The sequence below is a fragment of the Ruegeria arenilitoris genome, assembly GCF_013032445.1.
GTDB lineage: Bacteria > Pseudomonadota > Alphaproteobacteria > Rhodobacterales > Rhodobacteraceae > Ruegeria > Ruegeria arenilitoris_F.
The window spans coordinates 1-18,485 of sequence record NZ_WQCA01000037.1 but is presented as its reverse complement, the minus strand read 5'-3'; the positions used below and the strand labels follow the sequence as shown (position 1 = coordinate 18,485).

Genomic DNA, 18,485 nt, shown 5'->3' with positions numbered 1-18,485 from the left:
TGGCGGGCCGTTGATCATGAAGGCGAGGTGCTGGAAGCCATTGTCACCAAACGCCGAAACAAAGCTGCAGCACTGAAATTCCTCAAGAAATTGATGAAGCGACACGGTAAAGCGGAAACCGTTATCACGGATCGGTTCGCATCCTATAAGGCTGCGTTCAGACAATTGGGTGCACTCGAAAAACAAAGGACGGGAAGGTGGCTCAACAACCGCGTTGAGAATTCGCACCTGCCGTTTCGACGACGCGAACGCGCGATGCAGCGTTTCAGGCGCATGCGAAGTTTACAGAAATTCGCCGCTGTCCATTCCTCCGTATACAACCATTTCAACCAGGAGCGATCGCTCACCAGCCGAGGCACCTTCAAGCTGACACGCACCGCCGCTCTTAGCGAGTGGCGTCAACTTTGTTCCGCATAGGTTCGCGGTTTCTGTGGGAAACTGAGACTGGTTCGAATTCGTCTGACAGCACCCGCAAACCAGTCTTTTGGCTATAGCTGTCGGATGACTGCTTCGAACCCAGTCCTACCACACGAAGTCAAAGTGCTTGCTGCACCTGCATTCGGCAAGTCGCAGCCCAAACCAGACCTTCAAAACCAAGCTCTGCAAATTCCGAAACACGCAACTCGACTTTCAACGAACTCCAATTTGCGCCCGCATTAGAATTCTTTGAGCGCCTCGGCGATTTTGTTCGCGAGTACTTCAGGTTGGTCTACGCTCGGCCAATGTGTGGCGTTTTCTAAGATGATCTGGTTCATCTTGTTTTCTTCTAGCCAACGGACAGTGCCTTCGGGGCAATTGTCGGGGTTATACAAGTAGGTGACATTTGCTGCGCGTTGCAAAACCTCACCTGGTACGTGATCTGTCGAAAACTTCCGCGCGTCGATGCCGAGCTGCCACAGCGCCATGGGATTGGCCTTTGAGACTTCGTCGCGATATCGTCTTATGATCGGCGCAGACTTCGCCATTTCATCTAGCCGTCTTAGAAACGCGTCGCGAAACTCCACCGGATCACTGTAATCGGCTGCTGTCCCGGAAAAATAGGCATCCGCGGCGGTAATATTTCCTTCCAACGAAACGATGGTGGTCAACGGGCAGTCAACCCGGCTGGCAGCTAAGGAAGCTATGATTGAAGCCACAGAATGGGCGACAACAATTTCTGCCTCATACTTTACTGCTTCATTTTTAACATATTGCGATAGGGCTTCGAGAGTCGTTCTCCCAGCCAGGGGCTGAGCGCCAAATCCCGGAAGATTGGTGGGCAGTAAGCGATGGGTGATGGCAAGATGTGTTTCAGCCAACCCGTCAAACATGCTTCCATTGTCACCGAAACCTGCAACCAACAAAATGATCGGCCGATTGTCACGCACCCCTTTGAATTGTTTTGAGTGTTCGGCACACACATCAATCTCCTGAACTCTGCCAGACATGCAATAACATGGCCCCGTCGTGCGAGCTACATTGTTACGAGAAGGCTGTTTGCGGAACTAAGCGTAGGTTTCTTTGATACAGACAAATAGAACTCTAACGTGATCAAGCATTGCGACTATACACTTCACTCTGGAGTCAGCAGATCGGCAAACTTGCCGCGCGCAACAGACCGGAAAACAGTTCCTATTCTCTCAATTATGCGTTTGTGCGCTGAACGTTTTCTCCAGACCAAGCCAACGGACCTAGTGAAACGGTCCTTGCGAAACGACAGCACAGAAACATCCCCAGTGTCCGGGGAAACTTCGGAACGAACATACAGAGCAGGCAGAAAGCAGACACCCATGTTTAACGCAGTCATTTGCCGTAAGGCATCAAGACTTGTACCTTCATAGTCTTGCCTTGGATTGGCACCCAATTCCTCGCACAAAGCGACAATCTGATTGTGCAACACGTAAGTCGACGTCAAAGCAAGAATGTCTTGCCCGGCCAAGTCCGCATCTTGGGCTTCAGACTTGCTCGACAGCGCATGATCTTTTGCGACGGTCAGCTTGAGTGGCTCCCGGAATAGGCGCTCTACCTCCAAGTCGGCTGATCGTACCGGAAGCTGTGTGAGGATTAGATCGTGCTGACCGCGAAGAAGCTCTTCTTGCAGAACCAGCGGTGCTGCATCTCGAACGATCAACTTAAGTGAAGGATAAGACGTATGTAGGTGCCGCATAACATACGGGAGAAAATAGGGACCCAGTGTGGGAGATGTTCCTAACCGGATGGTGCCACTGACACCGGCGCTGGCATCTCGCGCCAAGTCCTTAAGCGTTTCCGCTTCTTCAAGCACCCGTCGCGCCTGCGCCAGAACTTCCCGACCAGTTGGTGTCAGGATTGCTCCTCGTTGACCACGCTCGACTAGTTCGACACCAAGCATGGCTTCCAACCCTGCGATCTGCTGACTAAGCGAAGGCTGGCTGATGCCCAGGCATTCAGCTGCGCGCCGATAGTGTCGCGCTTCGGTCAGCGCGACAAAGTATGCTAGCTGCTTCAAAGTTACATCATTACCCACGATGCCAGCCCTCAATTGATAGGTTTTTCCTATTTAATTTTAATTTATGATCACCTTTTAAGAACGTCAATCCAACCGATATTAAAACAGTAAGTGCTGATTGAGCGGGTTCGTCAGTCAGCCCAAATAAAGCGCCACCCAAATAGGAGACAAAAATGCCCCGCAATAACCGTGTCAAAGTCTTTTCGTTGAAAGCCCGCCTGGCCGAGCTGCGCATTAAAAACATGGAAGTTAAAAGGCTGATCGCAGACGAGCTGAAGCGACCGCTGCCATGTTCATTGTCTTTGCAACAACTCAAACGCAGGAAGCTGGAATTGAAAGACCAGATGTTACGTTATGATGGGTTGCTTCGTACATTGAGTGCCTTGTCGCCCAGCCAGTCTCCTCATCCACAAAGGTGATCAATATGTTTCCACAAGTGTATCAACTGACCGGTCTCAGGTACTTTCACAGCACTGATCTGGGGGACATGAGAAATGCCATTCTGGAAGATGAAGAGGATGGACCGGACGGCGGTAGTCCGCACGTTAATCAGAAACAAGCACAGCGTCAGTACCAGCGTCAAATCCGATAGAACAGGAGCGCGGCTTCTGTGCACCGTTTCCATGCATGGGGGCCATAAAACTTTAATGGTTCTATATCATTGCGACTAACCGGTTAACGCATCAAGACAGCCCAAAGCGGACATTCAAAGTCAAGCTTTGCAGACTCCAAGAGTGCGCAAAACGCCAGTTTTGCTACGGTTGCGCTAAAGACCAATAGTACGTCACGGTCTTGTCAGATTAACATTGCTTGAGCGGGGGAGGGCGGTTGCGTAGCTTTTGCCCATGACCAGACCTGCCTCCTTCAAGTATTTCAAGACCAGCCCCGAGATCATCCGCCTTGCGGTGATGCTGTATATTCGGTTTCCACTCTCGCTTCGGAATGTCGAAGATCTGCTGCACGAACGCGGGATCGACGTTTGCCACGAAACCGTCCGATATTGGTGGAACAGGTTCGGTCCGATGTTTGCTTCTGAGATCAGACGAAAGCGAGTTCAGCAACTGCGCGTATTCTCGAAATGGAAGTGGCACGTGGACGAGGTTTTTGTGAAGGTGAATGGCAAGAGGCACTACCTCTGGCGGGCTGTAGATCATGATGGCGAAGTGCTGGAAGCAGTCGTCACCAAACGCCGAAACAAGCAGGCCGCATTGAAATTCCTCCGGAAATTGATGAAGCGCCATGGCTGTGCGGAAGAGATTGTGACGGACCGCTTCGCATCGTATCGGGCCGCTCTCAGAGAGCTTGGGGCTACCGAAAAACAGCAGACGGGCAGGTGGCTCAATAACCGCGTTGAGAATTCACACCTCCCGTTTCGAAGACGCGAACGCGCCATGCAGCGTTTCAGGCGCATGCGAAGTTTGCAGAAGTTCGCCTCCGTCCACTCCTCTGTCTACAACCACTTCAACCAGGAAAGATCGCTCACTAGCCGAGAAACCTTCAAGCTGACACGCACCGTCGCTCTTGCCGAGTGGCGCGGTTTTTGTGCCGAATAAAGGACAGCTCTACTGGCCTAGCTGAGACTGGTTCGAATTTGTCTGACAGAACCGAGGAAAGGATTGATTCTCAGCACCCTGCTTCGCAAGCAACGATCTGCTTCCGTCAACGGCCACCATGCTGAAGCTAGGAAGAGGACAAATCTCATGAAACAAAGTTTGGAACTTGCATCCGCGTCAAACCAAACCAATAGATTACGACACAACCGAATCTTTCGATTAGCTATGTGAGAATTAAAAAGCGCCTATGCAAACTTGGGTATGGATGAATTGAAGGTACTCACTTACTTCAGCGAAACCGAAGCTTCCAATCGTAAGGAACTGGAACATGGCTCAAATTGCAAAAGACGCACTAGGTATAACCGTTCTTGTCGCGGCAACCTGTCTGTTTCTAGCAGTGCATTCCTGGATGTACATTTGATAACTTAGGTGCGTTGAGGCACACCCGAGACTAGGGTTCGCACGACAACACCGCATTGCATTCCAAAGTTCGTGTAATCTGATGAAGGCGCCCGGTTTGAGGTGCCTTCTTTTGATTGCTTACTCCAGAGTTTCGAGCGGCTGAAAAGACCATTCGTGCCCCATAGGACTCCGAGGTGTCGCGCTAGCGTAAACCCTTGCGAGCAATGAAGCCGTTGTCGATAACTTTTTGACCGAATGCTAAACTGTTCAAATATTCCACAGCATTTCCTAAATGAAATCTTCCTTTATTTGGTGGATGGGCTCCGGTCCTCAAAAGTGCTGACTTGCCGCGCGAGACGACTAACAGCGGCCGGCAGAGGTGACACTGCCAGACGCGGGTAAACCGCCCAGAATTCGAGTGGCTCTAACGCCGGCACCGGTTCGAGTGCGATAAGTTTCCCGGCCTCAATTTCCTGATGGTAAATGAGTGGCGGCAAGGGGCTAATTCCTAGTCCGGCCATGGTCAAAGCCGCCATCGCTGATAACGAATGGCAAACGTCACTATTGGGTACCCGGATCCCGTTAAGCCGGAACCAGTCTAGAATTGCTTCGTGCATTGTAGAGCCTGGGCCATGGGTAATGATGGAAAGGTCTTTGAAGTCGCACGGTTCGATCCGTTGCGTGGATGCGCCCGACTGCGGAGCCATCATCCAGACATACGTCGTAGTACCCAAGGATTCCAAAACGACTGTGTCAGGTTCAATCGGACCTGATACCAACAGAAGCTCCAGGCTACCGCGTTGATACTTGTCCCAGAGCTCCTGCGTGAGACCTACATGCAATTCCAATTCAACGTTCGGTAGCTCTTCGTTGATCTTTCGCATGAGTTGCGGCAACCAAGACAGTGCTACGGTTTCGTTTACCCCCACGCGCAATAGGCCGTGGAGGAACTCTTGTTTCGCCAAGCGGTCTCGTAGTTCCGCAGCGATAGACAGCATGCGTTGAGCCAGTTCAACCGCTTCCCGGCCCTGTGGCGTCAAGACGGCACGCCGACGGCTTCGGTCAAAAAGCGTGACACCAAGCGTCGATTCGAGATCGCGAATTCTCTGAGAAATTGCAGGTTGGCTAGTGTTGAGCTTGCGTGCGGCGGAGGCAAAACTTCCTAGACGAGCGATCCAGTAGAGTGCTTCTAACTGACGATTATCAAAGAGATTCTGAGCCATTTCCCAACCAAAAGGATAATTATTGCTTATCAATAAGCATAAAAGATTGGCGTATTTCAATATGAAAAAGCCCTTGGTAACGTGACTTCCGCAAAGACAACAAAAATTCACAGTGCTCTCGAACAGCACCAGCCACCAACAGAGGAAGACCAGTCTATGGGCTTACAAAAACACACACGTATCGGGTCGGGCTTCGTTAGCGCGGCGGTCATTTGCGGCGCACTTTTTACTGCTCAACCGGCTTTCGCAAAGATGACACTCAAGGCCAACAGCCAATGGCCCGAAACTCATTCCGGGTCTCAGATCGACAAGTGGTGGGCTGAGGAAATCGAGAAGCGCACAGATGGTGAAGTGGAAGTTCGGCTTTTCTTCAGCGGCGCTTTGGGCAAGGCGCAGGAAAATCTTGAATTGATGCGCAGCGGCGCCATCGAGATTTCCATGATGTCACCCGGGTACTTCCCGGCACAACTGCCCATGCACGCGGCCCCAAACTCAATCCCGATGGCAATGGACAGCGTGCCGCAGGCCACAGAACTGATGGAACGATTGATGGATGAGCTGCCGGCACTCAATGCTGAGGCCGAAGAAAACGGTTTGAAAACGTTGTTCTTCCATCATCTGAATCCATATCTTCTAGTTTGTAAGGACCCGGTGACCGATGTCGCTGGAATGGAGGGCAAAAAGTTACGCACATGGGGCGAGGCCTTACCCAAAGCGGCTGAGGCTGTTGGTGCAACCCCGGTCACACTGTTTTTGCCGGAGATATACGAAGGTTTGTCCCGCGGCACCGTGGACTGCATCCCATTCTCGGTGGATTTGGTTGTGAACTACAAAATCTACGAAGTGGCCAAGCATATCTCGGAAATTACCATCTGGGAGGGGCCCACCAACGCGACCTGGATTTCGCTGGATGCCTGGAACCAACTCAGCCCCGAGCATCAGTCCATTATTGAAGAAGTCTCGCGCGAAGCCATGCGAAAAGACCGCGACGCGACCATGGCCGCAGATGCCGGCGCGCGTAAGGCACTGGCTCAACTGGGTGTCACCTTCCATGAGTTCCCGGAAGAAGAGAAGCAAAAGTGGATGGATGCCAACCCCGATTTCTTTGCCGATTTCGTCGTCACCATGGATGAAAAGGGCAAAGGCGACGATGCGCGCAAGATGATTTCGATCTGGGAAGAAGTCGTTCAATAAGATCCGGCGGCACGCACCCGAACCTGTTGACAAGGAACGGGTGCGTCAATGCTGATCGCCACCGTTCGAAACCATGCCGAGGTTCGACGCAACCGCTGCTGCCGAAAAGACCTGGCTACGAAATGGGCGTGCTTTTCGGTGAACCTGAACTTCGCGGACGGGCAGATAGCGCAACACATCCTTGCACCAACCTTACGCAAATCAGCAGCCACTAAAGGTTTGATTGGCCGCGGCGAACCAAGTGCGAGCAGCTGAACATGGGAGAAATTAATGTCCGGCAACAGGACCTTGCAAGCGAATGAATCCGGACCAGCCCGGGGGCTTCGCCATCTCAGAAGAGGCGCGGCAACCATTGCAGGCTTCGCGATGCTGGCCATGATGCTTACCGGCGCATTGGATGTTATCAGCACCAATGTTCTAGCCCGGCCGATCCCTGCGGCTTTCGAGTTCATGGCGACGATGATGGTCATCGTGATTTTCTTTTCCGTGGCGCTTGCTCAAGCCCAACGGGCGCACATCCGGGTCGCGGTGCTGACAGATCACCTGCCAAGACCTCTGCGAAAGCTGACCGATATACTGCAATACCTGTTCAGCCTGACGCTGTTTTCCCTGATCGCTTGGTTCGGCTGGAAATCCGGCCTGCGTGGGTTTGAGGTCGGAGAGTATGTGTCCGGCGCGATCAATTTCCCGATCTGGCCAGCTCGTTTCGTTTTGGCCTTGGGCGCATCGCTGATGGTCCTGCAAAACCTCTATGACCTCGTCGCGTGCATCCTCAATCGTGACGATGCCTCCGAAACCGAACGAGCCGTCGAGCGTGAATCCCAACTTCCATAAGAAGGTCTGAGAAATCGTCATGGAGCCGCTTACACTCGCAATTCTCTGCGCAGCCTTCCTGTTTCTGTTCCTGGCACTTGGCATCCCCGTCGGTGTGGCAATGGGCATGGTGGGCGTGGGCGGCATGTTGGTTGATCTCGGCCCGAACTTCGCATTTGGACAATTGCAAACACTTCCCTTTGCCGTGGTGAACGACTACTCGCTGGCCGTTTTGCCCATGTTTGTGCTCATGGGCGTACTGGCAGAGGCGTCAGGCGTGACTGCCGAGGTCTTTCGTGTGGCCGATATGTGGTTGCGGCGCATGAAAGGCGGCCTGTATCAAGCAGTGATCGTTGGGTCAGCGGTTTTTGCTGCTATCTCGGGTTCCACTGCGGTCAACGCCGTGGTGTTCACTCGCATTGCGTTTCCTGAAATGGTCAAATTCGGCTATTCGCGCAGTCTCTCTTTGGGTGCGATTGCCGGTGCCGGCAGCTTTGCGGCCATGATCCCACCTTCAATCACCATGGTGATCTATGCGGTGATGACCGAGCAGTCGGTCGGACAGCTTTTGATCGCCGGGGTCATACCCGGTCTTATCACGGCTGTGGTCTACCTGACGGGTGTACGCGTTCTGGTGGGCATCCGGCCGAATTTGGCGCCACCCATCACCGAGCCTGTTCCGATGCGGGAAAAGGTGCTCGCGCTGCGAGGCATCTGGCCCATTCCCGTTCTGCTCATGCTGGTTCTGGGCGGCATTTATACTGGCTCTTTCCCACCTTCTGCAGCAGGCGCTGTGGGTGCGTTCGGTGCATTCCTATATGCGTTGTCGCGCAAGAGAACTTTCAAGGGTTGGCTGGTTCCTGCGCTTCAGGACGCAGCCTTTATCAGCTGTATCCTCTTTATCGTACTGATCGGTGGGCTGCTGCTGTCGCGTATGCTTGTCGTTGTCGGGGTAATTGACGACATCGTTCTGCTTGTCACCGCCGTCGCCGACACGCCGATCAAATTCCTGATCATGGTGTCGGTGATTTATATCGTACTTGGCTGTTTTCTGGACACCACGTCGATGATGGTGGTCACTTTGCCGTTCTTCTTTCCTGTAACCCAAGAACTGGGGATCAACCCGATCTGGTTCGGGATTGTAGTTACCAAGCTGATCGAGATCTCGGTGGTGACCCCGCCGGTCGGACTGAACCTCTTTGCGGTCATGGGAGGTGTCAAAGGGCAGGCGAGTTTCGCCGACATCTACAAAGGTGTCGTACCGTTCATCTTCTTCGACATCATCGTGCTGGCAATGCTGATCGTCGTGCCCGGTTTGGCGACTTGGTTGCCGGAAGCGATGATTCAGTAACGAAATTGCGGTTTGCAAAATGTGGCAATGGAAATTGACGCAGTCAGAGGAGAATAATCCCAGAGCGCCCAAGTAGCCCGGCATTTTGCCCGGCTCGGGGCCCGCGATTTCATCACGCCGAAACAAACTCTGCTCTCATCTATCTGGCGATACACCCGCGTCTTAAGAGACTGAACGGCTCGCCACCCATCCAAGGGAAACCGAAACGTGTTTAAAGCGCACACATCAATAAACTCTGACCGTGAAAGGTATCGGGGCCTGCAAACACCTAACCGCTTGCGGATGGACATCCAATGGGGGGGTGAAGCGCATATTGACCTCCCCAAGGGTGCAATTCTGTCGATCACAAACGTCGACGGTGGAGCATCCGCATGGATCACAGCTCTGGCCGATGATGAACACGTGTTCTCGCCCTCGGCCATCGAAGTGCCGCACGATCAAAGCATCGCCCTGGATGCGACCAGGTTTGACAGCCGCTTCATGGCCGCAATCGCCAAGAGCCGTGACGAGGGGCTGAAGAGCGCAAGCACCTATCATGTATTTGGACCTGAGACTGATCCCGGTCAGGTGTTCCTGACCCGAACAATCAAACGCTGCACGTTTTTCATTGTTGCCCCCGTGACAGAGGGGTTCGTGTCTGCCGGAGGCGGCGGGCGTTTCACCGTGGACGTGAAACTTCCCGACGGCGCGTCCTCTGAATTTCTGCTGCCCGAGCCCCTTGGGAAAATACGCGACGAATGGCGTGTCGACCGGGGGACGGCAATGGCCTACACGCTGAAAAAGGGCCAGTTCGTCCAGATCATCGATATCGAGGGTCAGCAGTGTTCAGACTTTATGGCCATGCACGCCGCAAGCCTGGACAGCGGTGTTGAACGCTACATTGATTCTACCGTCTCCCGGACCATGGCGCGCAGCGCCTATCCATTGCCGGGATTGCATGACAAGTTCTACGATCAGGATATCCGCCCTCTACTGGCGGTTCGGCAGGACACCGTTGGCCGCCACGATACGTTTGCTCTGGCCTGCACCGCACGGGGGTACGAAGATCGCGGGTTTCCCGGCCATCTGAACTGTTCCGACAATATCACCGAAGCTTACCGCCCCTATGGAATCGGAGCCCGTGCGGCATGGCCTGCGGTCAACTTCTTTTTCAACTCCTGGATGGATCAGGGCCACGGGCACCTGGCCTCGGACGAGGCGTGGTCGCGACCCGGTGACCATGTCGTCATGGAAGCCCTGACCGATCTGGTCTGTGTGTCCACGGCCTGCCCGGATGACGTCGATCCGATCAACGGCTGGGACCCCACCGATATTCACGTTCGCATCTACGAAGAGGATACGTCTATTTCACATTCTGTTTCCTGGAGGGCGCAGCCGGAGGATGGCGAGAAGCTGACCCGTCATTCCGCATTTCACCCGCGCATTTCCAAGCTCACCAGCAAATACACTGTGTCCCGGGATCTTTGGACCCCAACACATTTCGATGCGACCGGCGCCATCGAGGAATACTGGGCCTGCAAGAACGCGGCTACGCTTCAGGACATGTCGGGTCTGAGGAAATACGACGTGATCGGACCGGACGCGGCAGAACTGCTGCAACATTGCCTGACGCGAAATGTTGAGAAGCTGGCCCAGCACCGCGGCTTTTATGCCCTGATCTGCGACGAGCGAGGCAGTGCGCTGGACGATGGCACCCTGTTTTGCATTGAACCCACGACGTATCGCTGGTGCTGTGGTTCGGATAACTCCGCGCTGCACCTGCGCGAGACGGCGGAAAAGCTTGGTCTGAACGCCCATATCCGCTCGCTCGGGCACCGGATGGTCAACCTAGCCTTGCAGGGCCCAAAGTCCCGCGAAATCCTCAGCAAGATTGTTTACACACACCGGGCACGCCCTGCGCTTGAGAACATCAAATGGTTTGGCTTCACGGTCGCCCGGCTGGGGGACAGCACCGGTCCTTTGTTCCTGTTGTGCCGAACCGGATTCACGGGTGAACTGGGATACGAGATATTCTGCGACCGCGAAGATGCGGTCGAGATATGGGATGCGTTGATGAGCGCTGGTAAACCGCTTGGTCTTATGCCCATGGGCAGCGAGGCACTGGACATGGTTCGGATCGAGGCCGGGTTGGTGGTCGCAGGCGCGGAATTCGGGCCAGATGTGGATGCGATAGAATCGGGCCTGGGCTTTGCCGTCGATTTCAAAAAGGATAACTTCATCGGAAAGGATGCACTGGCACGGAATGCGCAAGCGGTTCGGCGAAAACTTGTCGGGTTGAATTTCCCCACCAAGCAGGCCCCGCATCATGGCGACCCCGTTTTTCTAGGCCGAGAGCAAGTCGGCGTCATCACCAGCGCAACGCATTCACCCCAATTGGGACACGCCATCGCAATGGCACGCGTGGCCATAGAAAACGCTGAACAGGGCACCGAGCTTGAGGTTGGCAAGCTGGACGGACATATGAAGCGCCTGCCTTGTACCGTAACCGGTTTGCCCTTCCTTGATCCCAAGAGAGAGAAAGCAAGAGCATAATTAGAGAAAAAAATCCCTTCGGATCGCGGTATGGCGTCGAAACTACAGCGGAGTTTCATGCTGAACTTGCGCGCGTGGCAATGAGCGATTTGGCCGCCCTAAGTGCAGAGCGATTTGGTTCGCTTTGGGCTGAGACCGGTCCTCAACAACCATTGAGCCTACGGCAACATTGTCCGCACTGCGGTCACTCAAAATAAATCTCTGAATGATCGCACCGAGCCCAAATCGGCCGCTACTGCGGGCGCCAAGTCGATCTAGAGCCGTCCAGTTAGATTTCACTGTTGATTGTCAGGTCATTTGTCGTCTTGGACATTCCGAAACCGTCGCACCAGGTAATCCACGAACGCTCGGGTTTTCGGCGCTAGATTGCGCCTGTCGGCAAACATTACGACGATATCAGTACTGGGCGGTGCGTATTCTGGCATAACATGGACGAGTTCGCCGGATTTAAACTTGCAGTCTGTGATGTAACAGGGGAGCCGCGCGATCCCTATACCAGCTAGTGCCGCTCGAAAGACGACATCGGTGCTGTTTCCTTGAAAACTGCCCGTTGCTTCAAATTCGTCGCCTGCCTTTGGTTCGATGCTGTTCCAAGAGTTCCTTTGGCTTCCTCCGGCAACCCTGAGGCAATTGTGGTCGGCCAATTCAGCAAAATTCGACGGCGTTCCAGACCGCTCAATGTATTCAGGTGAAGCACAAAGCACCCTGCGGCTCCGCATAATGCGCCTGACGACCATATCTGGGTTCTTGCGTTGTTCAGCAAAGCAGATTGCTACATCGAACCCTTCACTCCGAAGATCAATCTCCCGGTCGGTTAAATCCAACGACACTTGAACCTCGAGATTCTCTTCCATGAATTCAGGCAGAGCAGGGATCAGCTGGGACTTACCAAAGGCAACCGTGGACGCGACTCTGAGTAATCCGCGCGGGATGCCGTCAAAGTTATGGATCATCGCTTCGGCTTCTTTGAATTTATCAGCCATCGCTTTGCATTTTTCGTAGAATGCTTGGCCTTCTTGCGTCGGGGAGACACCTGTTCTGGTGCGATTCAGAAGGCGGTAGTGCACCTGATCTTCGAGCAAACCGATCTGCTTGCTTACAGCCGATGGGGTTTGTCTCATTGATCGTGCAGCCGCAGATATGCTTCCCTGCTCGACAACCGTCGCAAAGATTAACATTTGCGCAGAGATATCCATGTCATGACCCTTGCTGTTCCAATCTGGCATGGGGCCTTTGCCAAATTGCCAAATTGAGAGCGCTACCAAACTCGTCTATCTCTGCATTGCAGCATAAATACTGCATTGCAGCAATGGGCGAGGTAATATCATGGCAATTACTCGATCAAACAGCGGGCTGGATGTCGTTTTCGAAGCTGGCCGCACGTTCTTTCATCAAAAGTTGGACACGATGCGAAAGGCACAGTCCAAGCGCAGGATTTATCGCGCAACGTATTATGAGCTCTCAATTCTGTCCGACCGCGACCTGACAGATCTGGGCATCCCGCGCAGTAACATCAAAAAACTCGCTTTGGAGGCCGCCTATGGCTGTTGACACCCAGACGGTTGGTACAGATCGCGGTCATACTATCTCCCAATCAATCAGCTTCTTGGCGTGGATCGGATCCACGGCAAATGCTGCCTTAAAGGCACTGCAATTGGCTCGAATGCTCTCCACACTTTCGAACATGAGCGACTATCAGCTCTCTCAGATCGGAATTTCGCGATCCGATATCCCGGATTATGCCGCGAAGTTAATGGCTGACTAATAGATCCGAGGCTCTCTAGGTCAGAGGGCAACTCGAAATTTGCTGGTTCTCACTCCTCCCAGAGTAAGCCAGCATGCGCGGGGGCGAAAAAGCCAACAGGGAGCGCCAACGCACGGGCCAGCACTTTCAACTCCTCCCGAAAGTGCTGGCTCGATAATTTTAGACGAATTTGCAGGACCAGAGCTAGAACGACTTGCAGGCGGAAAACATCGATCCGCACCACCCACCGCATGATAGCACAGCTTCCAAAATGGTTGAGTTTACTGCGTCAGTGCGCAGTAAGAGCAGCAACCTGAGTGGATGTCAGCTTAGTCCCGATTAGATGTCATAAGCCATTGAAGATAGTGTGCCGCAGCGCCGAAGGTCCGCTGTGAGTCAAAAAGCGCGCAGTGCTGCAACTTGTCCCAATGCCAGCTGGTATCGTACATTGCCGCTCACTAGCATCTTTTCGTGGTGCTTGTGAGAGCGGTAGTCGGAGGCAAGACGTTGGGCACCACAGAACTCAATCCCGAATATCTCGTTCACGATGAAACTGACCTTAGGTCAAAATTCTCCGCGACCCACGACATCGCAATCAAAAAGTGTCTCAACTACGTTGATGATCATGCGCGCTCTTTTATCGAAAGATCCACGTTTGTCTGTGTCGGAACGCAATCGAAGGATGGAGCCGCAGACGTCAGTCCTAGGGGTGATCCACGCGGTTTTGTGAAGATACTGGATCGCAAGACACTCCTGATCCCAGACCGACCGGGCAATAACCGTCTCGACACACTGTCAAATATACTTACAAACCCCAAAGTGGGCCTACTTTTCCTAGTTCCCGGCTTTGACGAAACCATGAGGGTGAATGGCACCGCGCAGCTAACACGCGATCCCGATCTCCTTGCCATGATGGTTGTTAACGAGCGTGTCCCCGGAATTGCCATCGCAGTTCATGTTGAAGAAGTCTTCATTCATTGTGCAAAGGCCTTGCGACGATCAAATCTCTGGGACGCCGACCTTCATCAAAACAGAAACGACGTTGCTTCACTAATGAAGATCATATTGGATCAAACAACCGGGGCGCCTTCAGACCCGGAAGAGCAAAGACAGCTCGATGAAGGGTTGGAACAAGAGTATCGCCAGACGATGTATTGAATTCTTTGGCAGGGCTGGCGAGGCATCTACTTCCAGAAGCAGTCATTCGCGAGTCGACAACCCAGGTCGGTTTTGTCCGCAAGCCGGTCGTAGCCAAGATTTGGGAGAGCGACCGCTTTTGGTGAAAGCGGTCGTTCCTGTTCGAAACTCCGAGTTTCGGGGGTTAACGTCCGCTCAAAGCCTCAAATCAGTCATCTGAGAAAAACACTCAGACGACTGCGTTGAGCCCAAAGTTACAATTGCTGCGGTAAGATCAAATGGCAGCTATTCGCGTTGACCGCGCGGGATGGCATGCGCGGTGTCATAGATGCAGCTTTCGGCAATGGTTGCCCCAACCCGTTGGCCGATCAGCATCACGCTAAGGTCTGTGCCAACGCCCGAGTGTCTAGGGTCAACATAAGCTATCGCCAAGTTCTTTTCGGTCCGATGCCCCCATGCGGCTGAGGTGATGGTTCCGACCGGTATTGTGCCATCGAAGACTGTTTCACCTGCATGCGCGGGCGCGGATTTGCTATCAATTTCAATCAGGACTCGTTTGCGCCGATTTCCAAGGGCGATTTGACGTTCCAAACCGACCTTGCCGGGGAAGTCTTTTGAGAGATCAACGAAGCGCTCGACGCCTGCCTCGAAGGGGTTGAATTCGGTGATGAAATCGCCCTTCCAGTGGCCATACCCTTTCTCCATTCGCATGGATTCAATTGCGTACATGCCAAAGTGGGTCAGGCCGAAAGCCTCGCCCGCCTTTGTCAAAGCGAAGTAAGCGGCGTGGAGCTGGATGTTAGGGATATGGACCTCGAAGGCCTGTTCTCCGGAAAAGCTGACGGCCATTATTGTCGCTTCAACATGCCCAACAAAACAGGTTCGAGCGGTCATCCATGGAAAGTCGTGCTGGGCGAAGCTTGGGCGTGCGCAGGCTGCGTCCAACAGGGCGCGCGCATGGGGGCCAGCAATGATCAGAACCGTGTGACTGTTGGTCAGGCTGGTGATCTGGATGTCTGATCCGGCGGGCAGGCGTTCAGTGAGCCAATCCATGTCATGGTATTCCGCCGCTGCAGCCGAGCAGTACCACAGGTGGTTGTCCGAGAATTTGGTCACTGTCGCTTCAGCGTCTATGTTGCCGTTGTCGCTCAGGAAGTAGCACAGACCGACGCGGCCCTTTGCTTTAGGCAGTTTGGTGCAGGTCAGGCTGTCAATCCATGCGGCTGCGTCCGTTCCTGTGATTTCAAACCGGTTGAAACCGGACAATTCGGCGATGCCTACACGGGTTTGCACGGCCTTGACCTCGGCTGCGACCACATCATGCCAGTTGCAGAACTTGTAGCTGTACTCTTCGACAAAATCGGGCCTCGGTTTGTAGAAACTCGTGCGCTCCCAGCCGTTGACCACCCCAAAGGCGGCTCCCTGCGCCTGCAGCACGGGATAAAGCGGCGTTGTCTTGGCAGGCCGACCGGCGGGCCGGTGTTCGTGTGGCATGTGCCACTGGAATTCCATTTGATAGTCTTCAATTGCCTTCAGTGCCGTGTATTCGGTGTTGGCAAAACTGGTGATCCGACGCGGGTCGAGCTGCCATGTGTCCCATTCGGTCTCGCCATGCACCATCATCTGGGCCAGCATCTTGCCGTAACCGCCGCCTTCACCAATGCCGACGCGAATACCATTCATTGACCACAGATTGCGCCGCCCTGGTTGCTTGCCGACCAATGGCCCTGCATCCGCAGCATAGGCGATAGGGCCATTCACCACAGACTTGATCCCAACCTCTTGCAGACATGGGAGCCGCTCAAAGATCGGATCCATCTTTGGCAAGAGCCGGTCCAGATCATCCGGGCAGAGCGCATTAACAAAGTCTGGGTCGATCCCGTCCATACCAAAGGTCTTGCAGTCCATCTCATAGATGCCGACCAGCAGCCCCTTCTTTTCTTGGCGCATATAGAACGTATCGCGCGGACAGCGAACCATGGGGACGCGGTCGGGACGATCGAGCAATTCAGGGATGTCTTCGGTGACGAAGTACATATGTTCCATGCTGATGACCGGGTACTTGATGTCGAGCATCTCACCGACCTCGTTGGCGCGATACCCGGCGGCGATCACGACGTGTTCGGCTTCGATGTCGCCCTTGTCTGTATGGATGATCCATTCGTTGTCTGGCTTTTGTGTGAGGCCCGTGACTGGGCAATTTCGGGTGATCTCGGCCCCTGCTTTACGCGCCCTGCGCGCCAGTGCTTGGCACAGTTGGGCTGGGTCAATATCTCCGTCCAGATCGTCCCAGAGCGCCCCCATGAGCCCGTGGTCCTGAACCAGCGGATTGCGCCGCACCGCCTCGGCGGGATCTAGCAGATCAAAATTGATCCCAAGCCCCTTCGCCACCGAGATAATGTGGTGGGAGGCATCCAAGTTGTCCTGATCGGTGATCAGGCGCATTCCACCCGTTCGGTGGTGGTAGTTGATCGGGTAGTCAGGATCGTCCGCCAGCTCCTTGTACAGTTGGATTGTATATTTGCGCAAAAGTAGAAGCAGCTGATTGAAGGCAAGTTGTGGGCACTGGGCGGCGGAATGCCATGTGGTGCCGGAGGTCAGTTCGTTGCGTTCCAGAAGGACGAGATCTGTCCAACCCTCTTGGGTCAGGTGATAAAGCGCCGATAGGCCGCTGACGCCGCCGCCAACGATAACAACCCTTGCTGATGTGCGCATCTTGAAACCTCCACCCATGCGCCATGAGTATTCCTAACAATGCTATTTTCAGATAAATCTATGCGATGACACCGGACATTTCTCTTAAGGCATTGCGGTACTTCATGGCCGCGATCCGCACAGGCAGCATCACGGGGGCCGCAAAAGTCGTGAATGTTGTACCCTCGGCGGTGCACACTGCCGTCAACCAAGTCGAAGCTTCGTTTGGCCTGCAGCTGACCATCCGAAACCGCGCGAAAGGCATTTCGCTTACGGCCACCGGTCAGCAGATGGTACCGAAGATTCAAAGCCTGTTGGACGAGTATGGAAGCCTGATGCGCGACGGCAGCGACATGCGGTTTCAGGTCAGTGGCGTTTTGACGGTCGGCTATTACGCACCGGCGGCTCCGGCTTTCATGCCTCAGATTATTGAACGCATTCTCGCCGATAATGCAGATGTTGCTGCGAAGTTCACTGAATGCGACAACCAAAGCGCCCAGGACGGACTGATGTCCGGGGCACATGATGTCATTGTCTGCGTCGCAAACGCGATGAAGCCGGGGATCGTTTATGAGACCTTGCTTGAAGTTCCCGCCTACATCTTGGTTCCAAAGAATCATCGGCTAGCGACGCGATCTCAGGTATCGATGCAGGACCTTTGCGACGAGAATTTCGTCCTTCTCGATCTGCCCGTAGTCTCTGAGTATTACGCAGGCCAGTTTGACCAAGCGGGAGTTGCCCCGAAAATAGTTGCAACTGCGACATCGCTAGAAATGGTCCGCAGCCTTGTTGGGCGGGGGGTGGGGTGTTCCATGCTGCATATGGCTGTGGCGAACGATCTAACCTATGCAGGGGACAAAGTTGTTGCTGTACCGTTAGGGCCATCGGTTGAGCCGTTCAAGATTGTACTGGGCCACCTCGGAGGCAACCTTCGCCGCCTTGTCCAAGTGTTTATCGAAGAGTTGCGATCATACTTCGAAGATGAGGGCGCTGAAATCCTGAGGGTTCGGTCAAAATTGATTGAATAGCGATTTCGTAAGCGGACCTTTAAAACAAAATTTGGAACGGCGGCTTCGTCTCGCACAACGGTCATTAGTAGTTTTTCGTCGAAAGACTGCTTTGAGCCCAAAGCCGACCTTTTTCAAAGTCAGCAAGTTAGGTCGGCCTCTTGGTGCGACATTCCGACGCGCCGCTTACTTCAGGCAAGTTTATCTATGGGTCTTGTCAGAAGAACTTTGCTTGGGCGGGGCAGGGGTGTTGCGTAGCTTTTGCCCATGACCAGATCTGCCTCTTTCAAATACTTTAAAACCAGCCCCGAGATCATCCGCCTTGCGGTGATGCTGTATATTCGGTTTCCACTCTCGCTTCGGAATGT

The 18,485-nt window shown here is 53.8% G+C and carries 17 protein-coding genes and 1 pseudogene; 13 read left to right on the top strand and 5 right to left on the bottom strand.

Annotated features, from left to right (window positions below):
• A partial coding sequence (locus GOW98_RS23730; protein ID WP_170336795.1) for a DDE-type integrase/transposase/recombinase occupies window positions 1-417 on the top strand: 417 nt, incomplete at its 5' end.
• 239 nt (window positions 418-656) lie between these two features.
• Here GOW98_RS23730 and GOW98_RS23725 read toward each other — a convergent pair.
• Both GOW98_RS23725 and GOW98_RS23720 read right to left on the bottom strand, forming a co-directional pair.
• On the bottom strand, window positions 657-1,400 hold the full coding sequence (locus GOW98_RS23725; RefSeq protein ID WP_170336792.1) for an alpha/beta fold hydrolase: 744 nt from the start codon (window positions 1,398-1,400) through the stop codon (window positions 657-659).
• Between the two features lie 152 nt (window positions 1,401-1,552).
• Window positions 1,553-2,467: a hydrogen peroxide-inducible genes activator gene (locus GOW98_RS23720; protein ID WP_254438153.1), complete on the bottom strand. Its 915-nt coding sequence runs from the start codon at window positions 2,465-2,467 to the stop codon at window positions 1,553-1,555.
• 173 nt (window positions 2,468-2,640) lie between these two features.
• Here GOW98_RS23720 and GOW98_RS23715 point away from each other — a divergent pair, with 173 nt between their 5' ends.
• The gene (locus GOW98_RS23715; protein ID WP_170336788.1) at window positions 2,641-2,886 is read left to right on the top strand and encodes a YdcH family protein; all 246 of its coding nucleotides are present in this window, start codon (window positions 2,641-2,643) and stop codon (window positions 2,884-2,886) included.
• Between the two features lie 426 nt (window positions 2,887-3,312).
• Window positions 3,313-4,020 carry an IS6 family transposase gene (locus tag GOW98_RS23710; protein ID WP_170336786.1) on the top strand — a complete coding sequence of 236 codons (708 nt, stop codon included), beginning with the start codon at window positions 3,313-3,315 and terminating at the stop codon, window positions 4,018-4,020.
• Between the two features lie 707 nt (window positions 4,021-4,727).
• Here GOW98_RS23710 and GOW98_RS23705 read toward each other — a convergent pair.
• Entirely contained in the window at window positions 4,728-5,705 is a 978-nt protein-coding gene (locus GOW98_RS23705) for a LysR family transcriptional regulator (protein WP_170336784.1), read from the bottom strand.
• 192 nt (window positions 5,706-5,897) lie between these two features.
• On the opposite strand from GOW98_RS23705, the gene GOW98_RS23700 reads away from it, so the two are divergent.
• From GOW98_RS23700 to GOW98_RS23680, 5 genes are all read left to right on the top strand, one after another.
• Window positions 5,898-6,839 (top strand): C4-dicarboxylate TRAP transporter substrate-binding protein, encoded by a 942-nt coding sequence (locus GOW98_RS23700; protein WP_170336782.1) that lies wholly within the window; start codon window positions 5,898-5,900, stop codon window positions 6,837-6,839.
• A 48-nt stretch (window positions 6,840-6,887) separates the two neighbouring features.
• Window positions 6,888-7,094, top strand: coding sequence for a hypothetical protein (locus GOW98_RS23695; protein ID WP_170336780.1), 207 nt, complete (start codon window positions 6,888-6,890; stop codon window positions 7,092-7,094).
• Between the two features lie 15 nt (window positions 7,095-7,109).
• Window positions 7,110-7,673 carry a TRAP transporter small permease subunit gene (locus GOW98_RS23690; RefSeq protein WP_170336778.1) on the top strand — a complete coding sequence of 188 codons (564 nt, stop codon included), beginning with the start codon at window positions 7,110-7,112 and terminating at the stop codon, window positions 7,671-7,673.
• Window positions 7,674-7,692: 19 nt separating this feature from the next.
• Entirely contained in the window at window positions 7,693-9,003 is a 1,311-nt protein-coding gene (locus tag GOW98_RS23685; RefSeq protein WP_170336776.1) for a TRAP transporter large permease, read from the top strand.
• Between the two features lie 282 nt (window positions 9,004-9,285).
• Window positions 9,286-11,535 (top strand): DUF1989 domain-containing protein, encoded by a 2,250-nt coding sequence (locus GOW98_RS23680; protein WP_170336774.1) that lies wholly within the window; start codon window positions 9,286-9,288, stop codon window positions 11,533-11,535.
• A 293-nt stretch (window positions 11,536-11,828) separates the two neighbouring features.
• Here the strand turns inward: GOW98_RS23680 and GOW98_RS23675 are convergent, their stop codons facing one another.
• Window positions 11,829-12,731 (bottom strand): LysR family transcriptional regulator, encoded by a 903-nt coding sequence (locus GOW98_RS23675; RefSeq protein WP_170336772.1) that lies wholly within the window; start codon window positions 12,729-12,731, stop codon window positions 11,829-11,831.
• Window positions 12,732-12,861: 130 nt separating this feature from the next.
• Between GOW98_RS23675 and GOW98_RS23670 the strand changes: the two genes are divergently transcribed.
• From GOW98_RS23670 to GOW98_RS23660, 3 genes are all read left to right on the top strand, one after another.
• Window positions 12,862-13,086 (top strand): DUF1127 domain-containing protein, encoded by a 225-nt coding sequence (locus tag GOW98_RS23670; RefSeq protein ID WP_170336770.1) that lies wholly within the window; start codon window positions 12,862-12,864, stop codon window positions 13,084-13,086.
• Window positions 13,076-13,300, top strand: a complete 225-nt coding sequence (locus GOW98_RS23665; RefSeq protein WP_170336768.1) for a DUF1127 domain-containing protein — start codon at window positions 13,076-13,078, stop codon at window positions 13,298-13,300. The genes GOW98_RS23670 and GOW98_RS23665 overlap by 11 nt, the downstream gene beginning before the upstream one ends.
• A 486-nt stretch (window positions 13,301-13,786) precedes the next feature.
• On the top strand, window positions 13,787-14,437 hold the full coding sequence (locus GOW98_RS23660) for a pyridoxamine 5'-phosphate oxidase family protein (protein ID WP_170336766.1): 651 nt from the start codon (window positions 13,787-13,789) through the stop codon (window positions 14,435-14,437).
• A 264-nt stretch (window positions 14,438-14,701) separates the two neighbouring features.
• Here GOW98_RS23660 and GOW98_RS23655 read toward each other — a convergent pair whose 3' ends face one another.
• Window positions 14,702-17,131: a GcvT family protein gene (locus GOW98_RS23655; protein WP_170336764.1), complete on the bottom strand. Its 2,430-nt coding sequence runs from the start codon at window positions 17,129-17,131 to the stop codon at window positions 14,702-14,704.
• A gap of 65 nt (window positions 17,132-17,196) precedes the next feature.
• Between GOW98_RS23655 and GOW98_RS23650 the strand changes: the two genes are divergently transcribed.
• Together GOW98_RS23650 and GOW98_RS25925 are read left to right on the top strand one after the other, a co-directional pair.
• Complete coding sequence (locus GOW98_RS23650) at window positions 17,197-18,138, top strand: LysR family transcriptional regulator (RefSeq protein ID WP_170336762.1); 942 nt, start codon at window positions 17,197-17,199, stop codon at window positions 18,136-18,138.
• Between the two features lie 246 nt (window positions 18,139-18,384).
• Window positions 18,385-18,485, top strand: a pseudogene (locus GOW98_RS25925) (IS6 family transposase); the annotation flags it as partial.

Bases quoted from the DNA above. Each gene is read 5' to 3' on its own strand.
- GOW98_RS23695 (WP_170336780.1), top strand. From the start codon at position 6,888: ATGCTGATCGCCACCGTTCGAAACCATGCCGAGGTTCGACGCAACCGC.
- GOW98_RS23675 (WP_170336772.1), bottom strand. From the start codon at position 12,731: ATGGATATCTCTGCGCAAATGTTAATCTTTGCGACGGTTGTCGAGCAG.
- GOW98_RS23700 (WP_170336782.1), top strand. From the start codon at position 5,898: ATGACACTCAAGGCCAACAGCCAATGGCCCGAAACTCATTCCGGGTCT.
- GOW98_RS23710 (WP_170336786.1), top strand. From the start codon at position 3,313: ATGACCAGACCTGCCTCCTTCAAGTATTTCAAGACCAGCCCCGAGATC.
- GOW98_RS23650 (WP_170336762.1), top strand. From the start codon at position 17,197: ATGACACCGGACATTTCTCTTAAGGCATTGCGGTACTTCATGGCCGCG.
- GOW98_RS23670 (WP_170336770.1), top strand. From the start codon at position 12,862: ATGGCAATTACTCGATCAAACAGCGGGCTGGATGTCGTTTTCGAAGCT.
- GOW98_RS23690 (WP_170336778.1), top strand. From the start codon at position 7,110: ATGTCCGGCAACAGGACCTTGCAAGCGAATGAATCCGGACCAGCCCGG.
- GOW98_RS23680 (WP_170336774.1), top strand. From the start codon at position 9,286: ATGGACATCCAATGGGGGGGTGAAGCGCATATTGACCTCCCCAAGGGT.
- GOW98_RS23665 (WP_170336768.1), top strand. From the start codon at position 13,076: ATGGCTGTTGACACCCAGACGGTTGGTACAGATCGCGGTCATACTATC.
- GOW98_RS23655 (WP_170336764.1), bottom strand. From the start codon at position 17,131: ATGCGCACATCAGCAAGGGTTGTTATCGTTGGCGGCGGCGTCAGCGGC.
- GOW98_RS23685 (WP_170336776.1), top strand. From the start codon at position 7,693: ATGGAGCCGCTTACACTCGCAATTCTCTGCGCAGCCTTCCTGTTTCTG.
- GOW98_RS23715 (WP_170336788.1), top strand. From the start codon at position 2,641: ATGCCCCGCAATAACCGTGTCAAAGTCTTTTCGTTGAAAGCCCGCCTG.